The organism is Pedobacter sp. GR22-6 (assembly GCF_037402555.1).
In the GTDB taxonomy this organism is placed as follows: domain Bacteria; phylum Bacteroidota; class Bacteroidia; order Sphingobacteriales; family Sphingobacteriaceae; genus Pedobacter.
Genome location: NZ_JBBEUC010000006.1, coordinates 169,963 through 185,156, shown reverse-complemented (window position 1 = coordinate 185,156; position 15,194 = coordinate 169,963). Strand labels below are relative to the sequence as shown.

The following is a 15,194-nucleotide window of genomic DNA, read 5'->3' as shown; positions in this document are numbered from 1 at the left end:
TGTATTAAAAAGAAAGGTTAAGGCCTAGGGTTAATGTTCTGGCCCGGGGATAAACAGACCAATCAAATCCTGGTGTTAATGCAGAATTGTAGGCAGAAACCTCCGGATCATATCCCTGATAGGTTGACCAGGTGAACAAGTTTTGTGCGGAAGCGTTAACCCGCAATGATTTAATCCGCAATGATTTTAATAGTTTTTGCGGCAACTGGTAGCCTAAGGAGACTGTTTTTAACCTCAAGAAGGACGCGTCCTCAATTACCCTGCTGGAATAAGCATAGGGTCCATAGCCGCCTGTTCTATAGTACGTGTTATTTGGATTCTCGGGCGTCCATCGGTTTGCATAGGTGGCAAACATATTTTGCGATGCGCGACCGTGGCCCTCAAACACAAGCCTGTTGGCATTGAACACCTCGTTGCCGACCGACCACTGGAAGAATACATTCAAATCAAAATCCTTGTAAGAAAAATTATTAGAGAACCCGCCGATATAATCAGGGTTGGGATTTCCGATAATGGTATAGTCTAAAGAATTGGTAATTCCGTCACCATTCAAGTCGCGGTATTTGATATCGCCCGGCTGAATGTTATCGCGGTCATTACCATTGGATGCCTGGTCTGGCTTCAGCAGGTATTTCCCAGAGGGAAGCAGGTTAAAATCATTGATCTGATAATTACCTTCCCAGATCAAGCCATAAAACATACCGATAGGTTCGTCAATTTTGGCCACGTAGCCCGCCAGGTTGCGGTAGTTGGTGTCCCAGTTGATGGAACTGACCAATGCCTGCTCATTTTCTGCAAGTTCCAATACTTTGTTCTTGTTAAAGGCAATGTTGAAATTGGTGCTCCACATAAAGTCCTTAGTTCGGATGTTGGTTGTCTCCAATGTAAACTCCAATCCATCATTCCTCACCTTTCCGATATTCTTGAAGGAGCTGGAAAATCCGAGGGTTGGCGGCAAACGTGCATCCAGCAATAAATCATGTGTAGTTTTTCGATAGGCATCTACCAGCAGGTTTGCCCTGTTGTTAAAAAAGGAAAGTTCGAGACCCAGATCTGCCTGAATGGTTGTTTCCCATTTCAGCTCATCATTACCCAATTCTATGGGTATTAGTCCGCGGGAGATGCCATTGCCGAATGGGTAGATTGCACCATTTGTTAAATTGAGCGTAGACCGCCAGGCATGATCGCTTACCCGATTGTTACCTGTAGCACCTATGGTCGCTTTAATTTTAGCATCTGAAATAATGTTGTCTACAGACTTCATGAAATTTTCCTTGCTGAAGCGCCAGGCAATTCCCCCTGACGGGAAATAACCCCATTTATGGCCGGGGCCAAATTTAGAAGAACCATCTGCGCGCATAGAGAAGGTCGCCAGGTATTTAGAGCCATAATTGTACTGCACACGTCCTAAAAAGGAAGCCAGTGTGTTGTTGGTAGACCTGGATGAAATGCTGATTGGACGCCCCTCGTCCAGACCGCTAACCCCAAGGGGCTCGTTTGGAACGAAAATGGCAGCTGCACCAAATCCATTGGAACTTCTGCCCTGAATGGTAAATCCGCCGACGGCATTTAACTGGTGGTATTTGCCGTACTTTTTATTGTAAGTAACGGTGTTCTCATTTAAATAATTATTTACCTCAGCATAGGCCACACTACCGCTCACCCCATTTGCGATGCCCTGTGGAGTTATAGGACTGCCGGCACGGGTTTTGGAACCGTCAAATGAATTTAGCCTGGTCATTTCCCTCGTAATACCTCCTGAGATCTTGATCGTAAAATCCTTGATCTGGTATTCTCCGGAGCCATTGGCGGTTAAGGTATTTCCCAATCTATCCCTGATCATATTTTCGTAGTTCGTAAGCGGATTGAAACGCTTATCATTGATCATGTCGATAGAAAGGTCCATGTCTTCTTCTCCCACATCAATTCCAGGGTTTCCGTTGACCGGCCGGTATCCCCAGACACTGTACATCAGCGCTTCGGACAGGAAGGAGCCTGAGGCAGGAATTGGCGAGCTACCGAACTGTTTGGTAGCACTGTAATTCACGTTTCCGCTGATCATAAAGTGATCGTTCACCCGCTGCGTTAAACGCAGCCGACCCTGGTAGCGGTTATAACCAGAGGAGACCATGATGCCTTGCTGGTCTAAGAAGTTACCTGAAAATGCATATTTGGTGCCTTTTGTACCGCCGTTTATGGAAAGCGTATGGCTTTGCTGAGGGGAATCTTCGAACATGCGGTCCTGCCAGATCACCGGCTCTACGTTACGGTAAGCATCTATATTTGGACGTGCTTCGCTGATGTACAATGAATCCGCAAGGCTTTTATCCAATCTTTCATACTGATACTTTACAAATTCGTAAGAGTCGAATACTTTGATGCGCTGCAACACCCTTTGGTTACCAAAACTTCCATCGTAAGAAACTACTGCTGTACCTTCTTTACCGGATTTGGTGGTGACAATGATTACCCCATTAGAACCTCTGGCACCATAAATTGCCGTGGCTGCAGCGTCCTTTAATACTTCTATGGATTCTACATCGACGGGGTTTATGGTGTTGTTGTCTGGATTTTCAATAGGAAAACCATCTATTACATACAGTGGCGCATTGGTACCGGTAATGGAGTTGGCGCCGCGAATGACTATGTTAATGGCCGAGCCGGGTTGTCCGTCTACCGAAGTGACCTGTACCCCTGCAACACGGCCAGCCAGGGCTTCTTCAAAAGACCTTACCGGTGCTTTTAGCAATTCTGCCATGTTAACCGACCCAACGGAACCAACCAGGTCCCTTTTGGCAACACTGCCATAGCCAATTACCACCATCTCATTGAGTTTTGAGACAGACTCCTTCAGTGTCACGTTTACAATCTGCCTGCTCCCCGGCGAAGCTTCTACAGTGGTATAACCTATGGAGGAAAATACCAAAATGGCATTTCCATCGGGTACAAGTATCGCATACTTCCCCTCGACATTACTGAAAGCAGCGGTGCTGCTATTTTTTAACTGCACGCGGACCCCGGGCAAAGGATGCCCCAGCGTATCGGTAACCCTGCCGATGATTTCGGAGGCTGCCTTTACTGAGCTTTTCTTTTCTTTGATGACGACCGTTTTTTCCTCGATGATGAAGCTGAAGGGCTGGTTTATAAAACATTTTTCCAGGGCATCGGCAATTGTGTAGTTTTTTACCTGAATATCGACCGGACTGGCCTTTTCCAGCAACTGGCTGTTGTAAATAAAATGGTAACCCGTCTGTTTCCTGATGTCGGACAGAACTGTAGACAACGAGGCCTGCTTGAGCGATAAAGTCACCCTTTGGGCAAAGCTGGCCGCAGACACCTGTATGAGACAAACCGTTACTAAAACGAAGGTTAATGTAGCACGCATAATTTCTCTATGAAAATTCATACTTTTGATATGTTTTGGCTGATTTAAGATTGTTAGAAAGGCAATATTTAATTTTTTCCAAATCGCAGCCGGGGATGGTTCCAAGCATCTCCGGCTTTTTTATTTGGAAAAAAGGTTGTTAGTGTAGCGCTAAGGCATAACCGTAACCCTCCTTCCTTTGGTCTTGAAGTGAACTGTACCGGTGTATTCCAGCATACGGAGTACCTTAGCGGCCTCTTCGAACCTGGAAACCGATCCATTAAACCTTTGATCTATAAATTTGTCGGAATACTCGACCTCGATATCGTACCAGCGGGAAAGCTTGCGCATGATGCTCCGGATGTCTTCATTATTGAACTGGAAATAGCCTTTTTGCCAGGCCAGTACCGCATCAGCATCCATATCCTGTACAGTAGTTTCCTGGGTTTGAGTGTCGAACACCGTTTGCTGACCAGGTTTGATGGTCACCGATTTCCTTTCTGAAATTACTTTCACGGAACCTTCCAGCAGAGAGGTTCGGATGAGGCGTTCCTCGGGATAGGCATTGACGTTGAAATGCGTGCCCAGCACCACAACCGTTTGACCGGCTGAGGCGACTTTGAAGGGTTTTTTCTTATTGACAGCGACTTCAAAATAGACTTCTCCGGACACTTCAACGCGACGTTCAACATCGCTAAAGGCCGTTGGGAATTTCAGGGAGGAAGCAGAATTGAGCCAGACCCGGGTTCCATCCGGCAGGTCGATCTGGTACTGTCCGCCTTTGGGTGTCCTCAAAGTATTGAAACTGATGTTCTCTTCAGTTTGTGCTGCCGAAGCCTGGTAGCTGATCCGGCCCTCTTCCGGTTTACTGATGGTCACCTCTCCTTGTTTTGCAAGAAGTCCGGTATTGGCATCTGAAAGCGGAACAATGGAGCCATCTGCCAGGAGCAGTTCGGCTTTGTTGCCACCTGGCAGGATCCTGTTCACTGTTTGATTTTCCTGTTTTACAGGTTGTGTCGCTTGTTGCGGATTGTGGAAGTAAAGTACCGAGCAAAGAAGCAGAACCGCTGCTGCACCCGAAATGACTGGCCAGTTGATGCGTCTTGGTAACTGGGTGTCTTTTTCCAGGGATTTCCAGATTGCGGATTCCAGTTTTTGGTAGTCGACGGAATCCTCATGGACTTCGCTGAGCTCCGTTTCCTTATTGTACCAGGATTCCAGTGCTGCACGTTCCTGGGGACTGCAGGTGTTGTCCAGGTATTTTTTCACTAAGATGTCCAACTCTTCATTACTCATATGTTCATCCGCATGTAGGCGGTATATGTGTGAGTGGGTTAGCTCGATGAAAAGTGGTAGAAGAAAATGAAATATTTTTTATTGCAGGAAAAAGAATAGGAAAACGCCGATTCCGCTGAATTTGAGGCGCAAGATCTTTACTGCATTGTAGATTTGCTTCTTGACCGTCTGATCGGATATGTCCATTTGCTGACTGATTTCCCGGTGATTGAGCTGCGATTTTCTGCTCAGTTCGAATACTTCGCGCATTTTAGGGGGCAGCATGGAGATTTCCCTTTCAATGAGTCTTTTGAGTTCGTTTTCCCGGACGGTGGTATCGGTAGTAAATTCGGCCTCCTTCATGAACTTCTGAAGTGAGGTAATGTGCTGCTGGCGGACTTTCCGCTTATCGATAAGGCCAAAGACCTGATAGCGTACGGTTCCATAGAGGTAGGACGAAAGGGAAGTTTCAATCTTAAGTTCATCTGCTTTGTACCAAAGGTTGGTAAACAGGTCCTGGATCAGGTCCTTGGCTTCCTCCTCATCGGAGATCATTCGCCTGGCATGGCGATAAAGTACTGCCCAGTATCGTTGGTAGATCTGCTTGTAAGCGAGATGATCGCCGGAAGTCAACAAGTCCAGCAAAACATCGTCTGCGAGGTCTTTATAGTTATCCATATGATTATTCGTTTCCCTCAATTTCTAGATGGATCATGTTGGTTTTTATTCCCATGACCCTGCCGGACAAAGATAATTTGGTGATGTTAACTCAGAATTATGAAATCGGCTGGCTCATGTTAAGGTATCGTATGAAAAAAATATTTAAATTTGAGACTCATTTAAATCGCTCAGCATGAAATACATTAAAAAACACGCCCTCGCATTCTTAACCTTTTTGTTTTTACTGGTATCGTCCGGAACCGTTTTGGCCCAAACAGATTACGTCATAGCCAAGGACGGGACCAAGACGATGGGTGAAGTGAAAAATTATTCTGTGAAAAAGGTGAAGTTTGTACCTGTTGGCACAAAGAAGGCCCAGAAATACAATCCGGAACAGATCAACGAAATGTACAAAGCCGGACACGGTACCTTCCGCTCCTTGAGTATGGATAAGGGGAAACGCCCTACCTTCTTACATGTACTGGAGGATGGCAAAATTCAACTTTATGAGTATTTGGTGACCAGCCGTGTACAAGGCGCACCAATGTACAATGGAGGCAATTTTACCGGTCTGGGTACCAGCTACAATATGAAAGACCAACGTTGGTTTGCACAAAAGCAGGGTACAGCGCTTTTAGAAGTAAAAACCAGCAGCATTTGGGGTAGCAGAAAGGACAGAAAAGATGCATTGTCCAGCTTGATTGGGGACAATGAACATGTGATGCAGCGGTATAAAACCGAGGATAGGTTTTCTTTTGATTTTGTAAGGTCTTTAATTGTGGAATACAATAAGCTGTAATAATCCTTACTATGCTGATTTTGATCTTACTCCTACCCTATATTGTGGTGCCCTGGTTCTTGCTTTTTCTGTTTAAAAGACACCATATACAGCCCTTGGGACTTTCTTATTTCTTCAGCTTCGTTATTCTGATGTTGTATCCCCTTTGTTTGGAGGCACTGTCTGACCTGGCAAAAGTAGATGAAGAATCACAAGGTAGATGTGCTCCTCCGATTGTATTGGTCAATATTTTACTGATTCCAACCAGCTTCTCACTGCAATGGTTGCTAAATAGGTGTTATTTTAGATATTTAAGCTGATTTACTTTAGCGCTTTATCGACGACATTCTCTAATTCGATCTCGCTGTTTTTGCCATTAAAACCCGTTGCTCTAAAAATAATCTTGCGCTCAGCATCCAGGAGGATTACAGTCGGATAGCCGGTAACGTTGTACTTGCTAATTAGGGGCAGCTCGTCCTTGGATACAAAAGCATCACTCGCAAGAATATTCGTCCAGCTCTGAAAACGATCCACTAACATTGCTTTTTTCCATGCTTCCCTGCTGGTATCAACCGATATACTGATGATCTCTAAACCCTGTGAACTGTATTTCTGATGCAACTTCTTTAAAGAAGGACTTTGTTCATGACATGGGGCACACCAGGAGGCCCAAAAGTCAAGCAATATGAGTCGCTTTCCAGAGATACTGTCTAGCCTAAACTTCTTTCCAAGGATATCTGTAGCAGTAAAATTTTTAACCCTCCCGCCTACGCTGGTTCCATAATAAATCTCGAACGACTTCAGTACCTGCCTCCCCAGTCTGCTTTTCTTGACTTCATCTGAAAAAGCTTTATAGATAAGTTGCAATGAATCGATATTGTAACCTGTTCTGCCAATAAAATTCTCGAGCAAAAATGCACTCGCGACTGAATTGGGGTAATTGAGCGAGAAAGAATATTCTGCTTCATTATACAGATCACTAAATGTCCTGCTATCTTTTGACAGTTCGGTTAGCTTTTTTTTAATTAATGCTGAATCTGGATATTGTTTATTTACACCGGTAAGACCTTTAAATTGAGCGCTGAGCGAATCGCTCCGCTTTTGGAACTTATAGAAGACCTCGCTATATTCCTGATGCGTTTTAGATCCTTCGATTTTCGCATAACGAAGGTTCCCATTATGAAATTCACCAGTGATGAGCCCTGGCTCCAGGAAAAGCACCAGGCGATTTGGGTCATCCATATTACGGGATTTGCGCAGATCTGAAAAATATGCAATAGTTGGCTCAGAGATGAAACCTGAAAATTTGAAGAACCCATCTTTTACGGCCGATGTATCGGAGGTATATTGCCCCTTTGCATTGGTATATTGTAGGATCAGGATATTGTTTTCTGCTCCTTGCAATTGACCGGACAATATAAATTTTTCCGTGATTGGACTGTCTTGGGAAAAGGAATTGTTTTGTATGATGAGGGTTATGAGGGTAAGAAAAAGGAGCGATTTCATAGTGGGATGTTAGCTTTCTAATTGTATCTGAGCACTGCAACAGTAATCATTAATTGACCTACATGTCGCATAGTATGTTCTGCCGCGTGGAAAAGGAGTCCGATTACAGTCGATGGAAGACCCGCCCGCCCTACTCCCCTATAATTAGTCAAAGTGCTTTCGTTGGTTTCTATCAATTGCTTTAATGCACTGTCGACCTGCTTATTGAAGCGTTCAACTAAATCCTGGGTACTATAGCCATCTTGTGAGTCATGCCCCTCCTCTGCCAGCTGCGCAAATTGAAATTCAGAAAGTTTTTCTGCCCTTGCGTAGGTAAAAACCCTGTCTAGCACACCACTGAGGTGCTGAAGGTGAAAGCCAACGTTTGCCTTTCCCGCTAGCTTTGTCCAAAGTAATTCTGCTGGAAAAGCTTCCATATATTCGTTAATCTCTTCCCTGGCTTGTAAAAGCGCATGGGCTACTGGTTGTAATAAGGCTGGAACTTCAGGCAATGGGCCTCGTTGCCAGACTTCGAGTGCCGAAGACATATGTTTTAGTTTTTAATGACCGTTTATGTTAGATATTGCTCTGTCAAAATAGCATTTTTTTCTTATTTTCGGGTGATAAATTGGGCGCTATCGTGATCATGTTACATCTCGAGATTTCATAAATCAACCGTTCCTCGGTATAGTTTTACAACAAAGGGTTCTAGAGAAAGTCTTCTTGAAACATTACGAAGCAATTCCATATCCGTGCTAAGCAGGTCGATATTCAAATGGGCGGAAATCTTTATGATCAATGGCATTTGACCATGCGAAATAGTCAGATCTTGATATAACAGTTTTTCTTCTGGCAGGACAGCGTATGGGTAAGAAATAAGTTCTTCTGCATAATTGAACAGATCATCCTTCATTAAAATTAAGGCACCTTTATAAGTGTTGGGGACGTTTGCCACAACGAAGAGATTTCGCAGGCGGCTTAGCGTGTCGTCTTCATCTGGGAACCAGCTTAAATCTTTGCGTTCATGACTTACTATTCTTTGAAGATTATCATGCTAATGCCAGATTAATGAGAATGTGCTAAACTATGCATTTAAGATGTAAAATAAATTACTTAAAAAGCTTGTGGAGCTTTAATAAAGAATATAGTTCTCATTGGCTATTATAGAAAATCAGAAATATGATTACATTTGATTATGACCATTAACGAGCTCGACATACGGTATGACGGTATATGTGTATACGCGACGATCGCTGTAAGAGCCAGCATCATTGCTAAAATCATTCTTTCTTTCCTGAACCTTGTACTTTTGTCTGCGATCGCGATTTTCTCTCTTGAAAAAGTTCCACTGGCTGCGGTCGCTTTTTCGCTTCTTGAATTTTTTCTGATCCGATTTACGTTATGGAACCTGTACGGCGAAGAATGGCTCATCATCAATGCTAGATCAATGAGCTATCAGCATCATTATGGATTTTTTACTACTAGCCTACGCACTATCCCATTTCACAGAAAAATTACATTTATTCCATATGATGAAGTCAAAGAAAATGGACAGTGCTACAGCAAGCTGATGTTTGAATCATACGATCAAAACAATTTGCCTCAACTGATTTACTATTCTGTATTACACCTCCATGAAAAAGATCTGGAACGATTTAATAAGCACATCGACCAGATCTTTGTAGATGAAATGACGTTCTCTTATGAGATGCCACCTGTAAATTTGAACTAGGGTATTTTGTAGTAGTTAATTACGTTATCTTCGCCTCTCGTTTTAAAGGCATTATTAGACTCACCAAATCATATGACTGAAGGATTTAAGATAATAGGAATATCTACGCGAACGACGAACCAAAATAATCAATCGCAAACTGATTTAGGAAAGCTCTGGGGGCAGTTTTTTGCTGATGGCATTATAGATCGAATCCCCAATAAAATCTCTGGTGACATTCTAGCGATCTACACGGATTATGTAAGTGACTTCAAAGAAGCATATACTACTCTCATAGGCGTTCCGGTATCTACGCTTGAGGAAGTTCCAGAAGGCTTAATTGGTCGTGAGTTTCTACCGGATAACTTTGAAAAATTCGTTGCTAAAGGTGAAATGCCACAAGCTGTTGTGGATGTTTGGGTAGATGTATGGAACAGGGATGCAGAACTGAAACGAAAATACAGTTATGATTTTGAACTTTATGGAGCCAAATCACAGAATGGTCCCGAGTCGGAAGTAGATATCTATATTGCAGTAAAGTAGTACTCATAGCGAAGTATACTGGTGATTCTAAATCAGGAATCGAATGGACAACCGTAATAGAATCAAAGCCCTTTTTGTAGGAATCTATAAAAACGGCTTTGAGTTATTCTACTATGATTCCGTTTTCTTCATCGAATGCTTTTTTTTCTTCTGTAGAGAGTTGATCCCTCAATACTCGAATGGTAAAGCCTCCTTTTAACTTACCATTCTGTAGATACATCCAGTCGCTTATACGGTCATTCGAAATCGACACGGTATCCCCAATTTTTACTTCCTGAGTTGAATTTGGGAGGTTACCAATGACACCAGAATATTGGCCCTTTATTTTTTTGACATCAGTAAGCCAAATGTGCTCACCATCGCCAGTAGGTGTGTCAAAGCGGGCTTTTAGCGCTACTCCGTCTATGCTGGTATTAACGCTGTTCAATACCGAATCGAATTGAGTGATGGTTTTTCTTGCAGTCAGGATGGCATTATTCATCGCGACGTCATCTCCGCTTATTTGAGCAATATCAGGCTCCCCCGTTCTTGAAATGGTTTGGGATTTATTTTGGCAGCCGAGCAACACGGTGCAGAGTAAAATAGCGAATAATGTAAAGTATTGTATTGAACTGAGTTCTCTAAGGGAGAATTCCTTCTTGTTCCTTGGGATAAATCCTACTGCCATATTTTAGAAAGCTTATTTAGATAAGTAAATCTACAAATTTGGCCTAGAAAGTATGATGGTATTTGTAATTTTTATACCGACGTAATCTAGGACATCCTAACAATAAGTGTATTTTTGGGTTTAAGTACAGCATAAATAATACCCTTCAAACACATGAATAAACATTCTCTCATTTTATTGTTGATTGTAGTCAGTCTGACGCTATCCTGCAAAACGAAAAAGACCATTGCTAAATCTGAGATGCCTGCTACTGAAAAGAAGAGCGCTGACGATGAACTGGACTGGTTAAAAAAGGAATTGCCCAGTGATGAAGTCGTGCGGACTGAGAACGGTATTAAATTCACTTTTAGCTCGGAAGTACTGTTTCCTACGAACTCTTCTTACCTCAGTGATGCGGCAAAGAGCAAGCTGACAGATGTAGCGAAGATATTAAAATCGAAAGACCCGAAACGCCAAATACAGATTGATGGGCATAGTGATGCTACGGGCACGCCTGAGTACAACATCTGGCTTTCTGAGAAAAGAGCTGTCTCGGTAAAGAACTTTCTTGTAGCCGAGGGCATTGCCGAATCACGCATCAAAACATCTGGTAAAGGCCCTAATCAGCCTGTAGATAGTAATAAAACCCCTGAAGGTCGGTTGAAGAACAGACGTGTTGAGGTGACACTGCTGAAGTAATAAAAAGTATTTAGACTACTATTTATCCAGAAAGCTTTCAATCATTGGAACCACAAAGCTTGCCTGTCGGGATTTATTTTTCAAAGTGGTTACTTCTTCAATATATTCACCGTGCAGACCTGGAATGATGGCCAGTTCTGAACCTGCGATCAGCTTGTGCATTTCAATGGCGTGTTCAGGTGTGATGACATCTTTATCTCCAATCAGGATCAGTGCTGGAGCTTTAATGGCCTCGATCTCCTTATCTGAAATGTCTTTGAAGTTTACCATACGTTTGGCATCCCTGTCGTGCATCACCTGAAGGCCAGCTGGCTTAGCTGCAACGGCAAGGTAAGCCTCCTTCAATTCCTGTGGCATGTTCTCTAATTTTGCCTGTTTCATGAAGTCCCAAAAGCCAGAAGGAACACCAGTACGCTTGGAGAGTGCTGAAGCCAGGATGATTTTATTGACGATTTTTGCGTGGCGAATAGCGAGTTGTAAGGTTGTGGTTCCTCCATTGCTAAAACCTAAAAAATCGGCTTTATCAATCTTCAGATGGTTTAAAAGTGCTGCAATATCGTCTGCATCCTGCTCGAAAGTAAGGTCTGCATTCCTATCACTGGTTCTCCCATGTGCCTGTAATTCAACTGCAATAACCATTCTATTTTTGGCAAGCATTGGGATGATTCGGCCGAAGTTACTCTCTATAGTAGAACCGCCCCCGTGAATCAATACAAGTGGCCGGCCTGCACCATGAATTTCATAATACATCTTCATACCATTGATTTCGGCGTAGCCATGTTCTGCTGGGACCTGTGCTTGAAAGTTAAAGTCTACACTGCGCCCCTCTCCGGAGATGACAGCTTTAATGCCCAGCCCATCTCGCGTATACGCTATCTTTTTTGGGAAGTCATGGTCCGGGTTTTCGAATACAAAGGCATCATTAGTGATGGAAGTTAATTTGAAAGCGACTGGTTTCGGATCCCCTGCGACACTAACGGTATAGAAAATCTGATCATCTTTGATGCTGATTTCCAGCTGTTCCTCGAAAACAATTTTTTCTCCCTCCAACGTAAATCCCCTACCGACCAATTTGCTGCTGGAAACTTTATTCCAGGTCTCATAGCCTGATTGCCCCACTTTTGCGTTACTTCGCTGCCATTTTCCAATCAGCCAATCCAATTTCTTAAATTTTTTAGCAGTGCTTTCCTGCGCATTGACGTTGTTGTTGAAGTTCATAAAAAGAATACAAAGAAAAATAATTTGGATCTGCTGTGCTTTCATGGCGTTTGAAGGAATTGACTTAGGAATATACGCATTTACTCAAATAAATTATATTTGCCGGAGTATTATTCAACCAAATATCATGAAAAGAAGAAGCTTTATTGCTGGTTCTACATTGGCATTATTAACAGGGCCTGTATTGGCAAATGAAAACAAGTCTATGTATAGCGATTTCAATCCTTTAAAAGCCGGAGTCATTGTTCATTCAGTTTATTTTTGGCTAAAGGACGAAAGCACCAAAGAAGATGAGCGCGACTGTCAGAAATATTTTGAGATATTGGCAAAGATTCCCGGAGTACAGTCTTTAAATTATGGCCAACCAGCTCCTACCCACAAACGTGAGGTGGTGGATCATTCTTATAGCTTCAACCTGATTCTTACTTTTAAAAGCCTGGACGACATTAATGTTTATGAAAATCATCCTGAACATCTGGAGGCTTCCAAACGCTTTAAGAAGTATTGGAAAAAAGTGGAGGTAAGAGATACGCTGCTGGTGTAAGCTGATCATTATGGGAGTACAGGCAATCTGAGCTCGAAATCCCTCAATGCCTTTAAATCCCCTTTGTATTCTATTTCCTTATTTTTTGCCATCTCAATTAAGCGCCAGGTCAGGAATATATCCCCAACTGCAAAATCTATCTGGAAAAGAGTATAGGCTACAGTAAGGGCAGACTCTTGAAAGTCAATTTTACAATTGTCGCGAAGCGCGCTGTCAAAATAATTTTCCGGCACCTCTTTTAATGAACCATCATCCTGAAGTATTCTTAGGTTTCCACTTTGCGTCATCAACACCTGCCCTCTCTTCTTCCAGACCTGAAAATCTGTTTCGCTCTGTAGTTTGAAGTTTTTAAAAATGTAAGGAACCTCTTCCTGCCTGGTTGTAGCCAAAGAATTGGTACAGTTTATTTTCCCATTGACCTTAGTAGTAGAAAAATGAGGGAAGGTTGCTATGGAAAAATTGTCGGCATAGCTAGCTATGTAATAAAACAGTCTGGCGGTTCCAGTGAATTCAGCGGCATTGAGGCCTGTCCATAAATAAATCCTGCTGCCCAGTCTTACATACTCAAGTATTCTGGACAGCCTTCCCAAATCTTCAATTTGAGAACGATGTTGATCATAATAAGAACCTGCGAACATGGCCTTCGTGATTCTGATGAACCAATCCGTCCTGGCTTGTAATTCCTGTTCAGTAGATTCAAGGCTGCACACAGGACCTTCATTTAATGCGTTGGATAAGGCTATTACTTCAGTATCATCTGGATCGAGCAGGCCACTTTTGTGGAGCGTTAAATAGGAATTTTCTCCAAAAACAACGTGTATTTCTTTATTGGTTTTCATGATTTGCGTTAATGCTTAAAAGCACTAAAATATCAAATTCTTTTAGCAGGAAACAAAGTATTTATTATCTTGATGTTGTTTATTAACGTTTACAAAGATTATGGTATTCATTCAGAAAATCCCTTTTGGTAAAGGAGTCAATAAAACTAAGTTTGAGCTGGCAATGAAAAAGCTGGCTGTGAAAAAGAAGTCCCCATTGGATTTAACTTCGGATGCTTATGAATACAACACACAAAATAATTTTTGGGAATATCAGGACACAACAGGACTGGAGTTTACGAGAATGCGCACATCGGTGGAAGCTTATTTTCCCAAATTGATTGTTCATGTCCCGAATGAGGAGTATATTAAACATTACCAGATCCGCTTGTGCTGGATGACTGCTACAGCAATTTTATTTTTAATTTTCATCATTCCACTGCTAATTTGGGGTATAGCTGCGAATGCCAGTGATCAATTTGCATTCATGGCGATGTGTGCGGCAGGGATAGGCTATCTGCTTTATATATTCGCAGAACTGTATTTTACTAAACGCGATATAGAGATCGCAATCAGGAACTCATCTGAAAGTACAGAACTTTAACGGTATAAAAAGAGCCCTATACAAATGCATAGAGCCCTATTTTATCGGCAGTTTCCTACTATTGAACCGGTACTGATTTAGTGGTATCCGTAGTAGTACTGTCTAGCGCAGTGGTATCAAGACCAGTTGAATCAACCGGTGTCAGTGTGGTATCTACGGCTGTGCTGTCGGTTGAATTGTTTTTAGTTTCATTACCGCCACAAGCCGCTACAGTAAGCGCGATTGCCATTGCTAAAAAGCCAAATCTGAATGCATTTTTCATGTCGTTTTTGTTTTAGGGTTTTAGGTAAAAATTTGTGTCAATTTGTAATTTTATACCCAAAACACTGAAAGGTAACCCAGTTTTTATTCTTCTTTTGAAGACCTAGACCCGAAGGCTTTATTTCTTTTTGGTTTCAAAGGACTCCTGTACTTTCCTTAAGTCATCATTTATTGACTTTAGTTCCTCGGGTGGATTACCAAATTCAAAAGTGACCTTTTTGGTACTAAAACCCATTTTCAGGGAGATCCACTCCGCGCCTCCATCTGCGCAGTCGGGGCAACCGTAGGTATTTTTCAACCGCTTAAATTTCTTGACATCTATTTTTGCTAATATGGCTTCATAGTCCTTCCCAGTAGTGGCGACGCCCTTTTCAAGTTGACTGATTCCCGGGCCATTGGACCAGGTCTTAAACTCCGTTTTTTTGGGGTATAATTTGAGTTCCTTATTGCACATGCCCTGACAGTGGCCAAAGCTACTTCCATGTGTGATGTAAGCCGCGGGTCGACAACTCAGCATGAACAACATACCGAGTATAAAACATAGATTCTTACAGGATGTTGCCATAATTAATGTAAAACTTTAATTCA

General features: G+C 42.5%; 17 protein-coding genes. 6 read left to right on the top strand and 11 right to left on the bottom strand.

Going from position 1 to position 15,194, the window contains the following annotated elements:
* Positions 1-4 precede the first annotated feature (4 nt).
* From WAE59_RS23245 to WAE59_RS23235, 3 genes are all read right to left on the bottom strand, one after another.
* Complete coding sequence (locus WAE59_RS23245) at positions 5-3,406, bottom strand: TonB-dependent receptor (protein ID WP_337858392.1); 3,402 nt, start codon at positions 3,404-3,406, stop codon at positions 5-7.
* A gap of 129 nt (positions 3,407-3,535) precedes the next feature.
* Positions 3,536-4,660 carry a FecR family protein gene (locus tag WAE59_RS23240; protein ID WP_337858391.1) on the bottom strand — a complete coding sequence of 375 codons (1,125 nt, stop codon included), beginning with the start codon at positions 4,658-4,660 and terminating at the stop codon, positions 3,536-3,538.
* A 78-nt stretch (positions 4,661-4,738) separates the two neighbouring features.
* Entirely contained in the window at positions 4,739-5,317 is a 579-nt protein-coding gene (locus WAE59_RS23235) for an RNA polymerase sigma factor (RefSeq protein WP_337858390.1), read from the bottom strand.
* 175 nt (positions 5,318-5,492) lie between these two features.
* Between WAE59_RS23235 and WAE59_RS23230 the strand changes: the two genes are divergently transcribed.
* The gene (locus WAE59_RS23230) at positions 5,493-6,098 is read left to right on the top strand and encodes a hypothetical protein (protein ID WP_337858389.1); all 606 of its coding nucleotides are present in this window, start codon (positions 5,493-5,495) and stop codon (positions 6,096-6,098) included.
* A gap of 300 nt (positions 6,099-6,398) precedes the next feature.
* Here WAE59_RS23230 and WAE59_RS23225 read toward each other — a convergent pair whose 3' ends face one another.
* The 3 genes from WAE59_RS23225 to WAE59_RS23215 form a co-directional block, all read right to left on the bottom strand.
* Positions 6,399-7,583, bottom strand: coding sequence for an AhpC/TSA family protein (locus WAE59_RS23225; RefSeq protein ID WP_337858388.1), 1,185 nt, complete (start codon positions 7,581-7,583; stop codon positions 6,399-6,401).
* A gap of 17 nt (positions 7,584-7,600) precedes the next feature.
* Positions 7,601-8,110 carry a DinB family protein gene (locus WAE59_RS23220; protein ID WP_337858387.1) on the bottom strand — a complete coding sequence of 170 codons (510 nt, stop codon included), beginning with the start codon at positions 8,108-8,110 and terminating at the stop codon, positions 7,601-7,603.
* A gap of 116 nt (positions 8,111-8,226) precedes the next feature.
* Positions 8,227-8,517 (bottom strand): hypothetical protein, encoded by a 291-nt coding sequence (locus tag WAE59_RS23215; protein ID WP_337858386.1) that lies wholly within the window; start codon positions 8,515-8,517, stop codon positions 8,227-8,229.
* Between the two features lie 240 nt (positions 8,518-8,757).
* Between WAE59_RS23215 and WAE59_RS23210 the strand changes: the two genes are divergently transcribed.
* Together WAE59_RS23210 and WAE59_RS23205 are read left to right on the top strand one after the other, a co-directional pair.
* On the top strand, positions 8,758-9,294 hold the full coding sequence (locus WAE59_RS23210; protein WP_337858385.1) for a hypothetical protein: 537 nt from the start codon (positions 8,758-8,760) through the stop codon (positions 9,292-9,294).
* A 72-nt stretch (positions 9,295-9,366) separates the two neighbouring features.
* Positions 9,367-9,816, top strand: a complete 450-nt coding sequence (locus tag WAE59_RS23205) for a GyrI-like domain-containing protein (protein WP_337858384.1) — start codon at positions 9,367-9,369, stop codon at positions 9,814-9,816.
* A gap of 103 nt (positions 9,817-9,919) precedes the next feature.
* On the opposite strand, the gene WAE59_RS23200 is transcribed toward WAE59_RS23205, so the two are convergent.
* The gene (locus WAE59_RS23200) at positions 9,920-10,483 is read right to left on the bottom strand and encodes a YegJ family protein (RefSeq protein ID WP_337858383.1); all 564 of its coding nucleotides are present in this window, start codon (positions 10,481-10,483) and stop codon (positions 9,920-9,922) included.
* A 153-nt stretch (positions 10,484-10,636) separates the two neighbouring features.
* On the opposite strand from WAE59_RS23200, the gene WAE59_RS23195 reads away from it, so the two are divergent.
* Complete coding sequence (locus tag WAE59_RS23195) at positions 10,637-11,161, top strand: OmpA family protein (RefSeq protein WP_337858382.1); 525 nt, start codon at positions 10,637-10,639, stop codon at positions 11,159-11,161.
* Positions 11,162-11,179: 18 nt separating this feature from the next.
* Here the strand turns inward: WAE59_RS23195 and WAE59_RS23190 are convergent, their stop codons facing one another.
* A complete protein-coding gene (locus WAE59_RS23190; RefSeq protein ID WP_337858381.1) occupies positions 11,180-12,424 on the bottom strand; it encodes an alpha/beta fold hydrolase in 1,245 nt (414 codons plus the stop codon).
* An 82-nt stretch (positions 12,425-12,506) separates the two neighbouring features.
* Between WAE59_RS23190 and WAE59_RS23185 the strand changes: the two genes are divergently transcribed.
* On the top strand, positions 12,507-12,923 hold the full coding sequence (locus WAE59_RS23185; RefSeq protein WP_337858380.1) for a Dabb family protein: 417 nt from the start codon (positions 12,507-12,509) through the stop codon (positions 12,921-12,923).
* 8 nt (positions 12,924-12,931) lie between these two features.
* Here the strand turns inward: WAE59_RS23185 and WAE59_RS23180 are convergent, their stop codons facing one another.
* Positions 12,932-13,762 (bottom strand): DUF3658 domain-containing protein, encoded by an 831-nt coding sequence (locus WAE59_RS23180; RefSeq protein WP_337858379.1) that lies wholly within the window; start codon positions 13,760-13,762, stop codon positions 12,932-12,934.
* A gap of 100 nt (positions 13,763-13,862) precedes the next feature.
* Here WAE59_RS23180 and WAE59_RS23175 point away from each other — a divergent pair, with 100 nt between their 5' ends.
* Positions 13,863-14,345, top strand: a complete 483-nt coding sequence (locus tag WAE59_RS23175) for a hypothetical protein (RefSeq protein WP_337858378.1) — start codon at positions 13,863-13,865, stop codon at positions 14,343-14,345.
* A gap of 58 nt (positions 14,346-14,403) precedes the next feature.
* On the opposite strand, the gene WAE59_RS23170 is transcribed toward WAE59_RS23175, so the two are convergent.
* A complete protein-coding gene (locus WAE59_RS23170; protein WP_337858377.1) occupies positions 14,404-14,607 on the bottom strand; it encodes a hypothetical protein in 204 nt (67 codons plus the stop codon).
* 117 nt (positions 14,608-14,724) lie between these two features.
* Positions 14,725-15,171 carry a hypothetical protein gene (locus tag WAE59_RS23165; protein WP_337858376.1) on the bottom strand — a complete coding sequence of 149 codons (447 nt, stop codon included), beginning with the start codon at positions 15,169-15,171 and terminating at the stop codon, positions 14,725-14,727.
* Between the last annotated feature and the right edge of the window lie 23 nt (positions 15,172-15,194).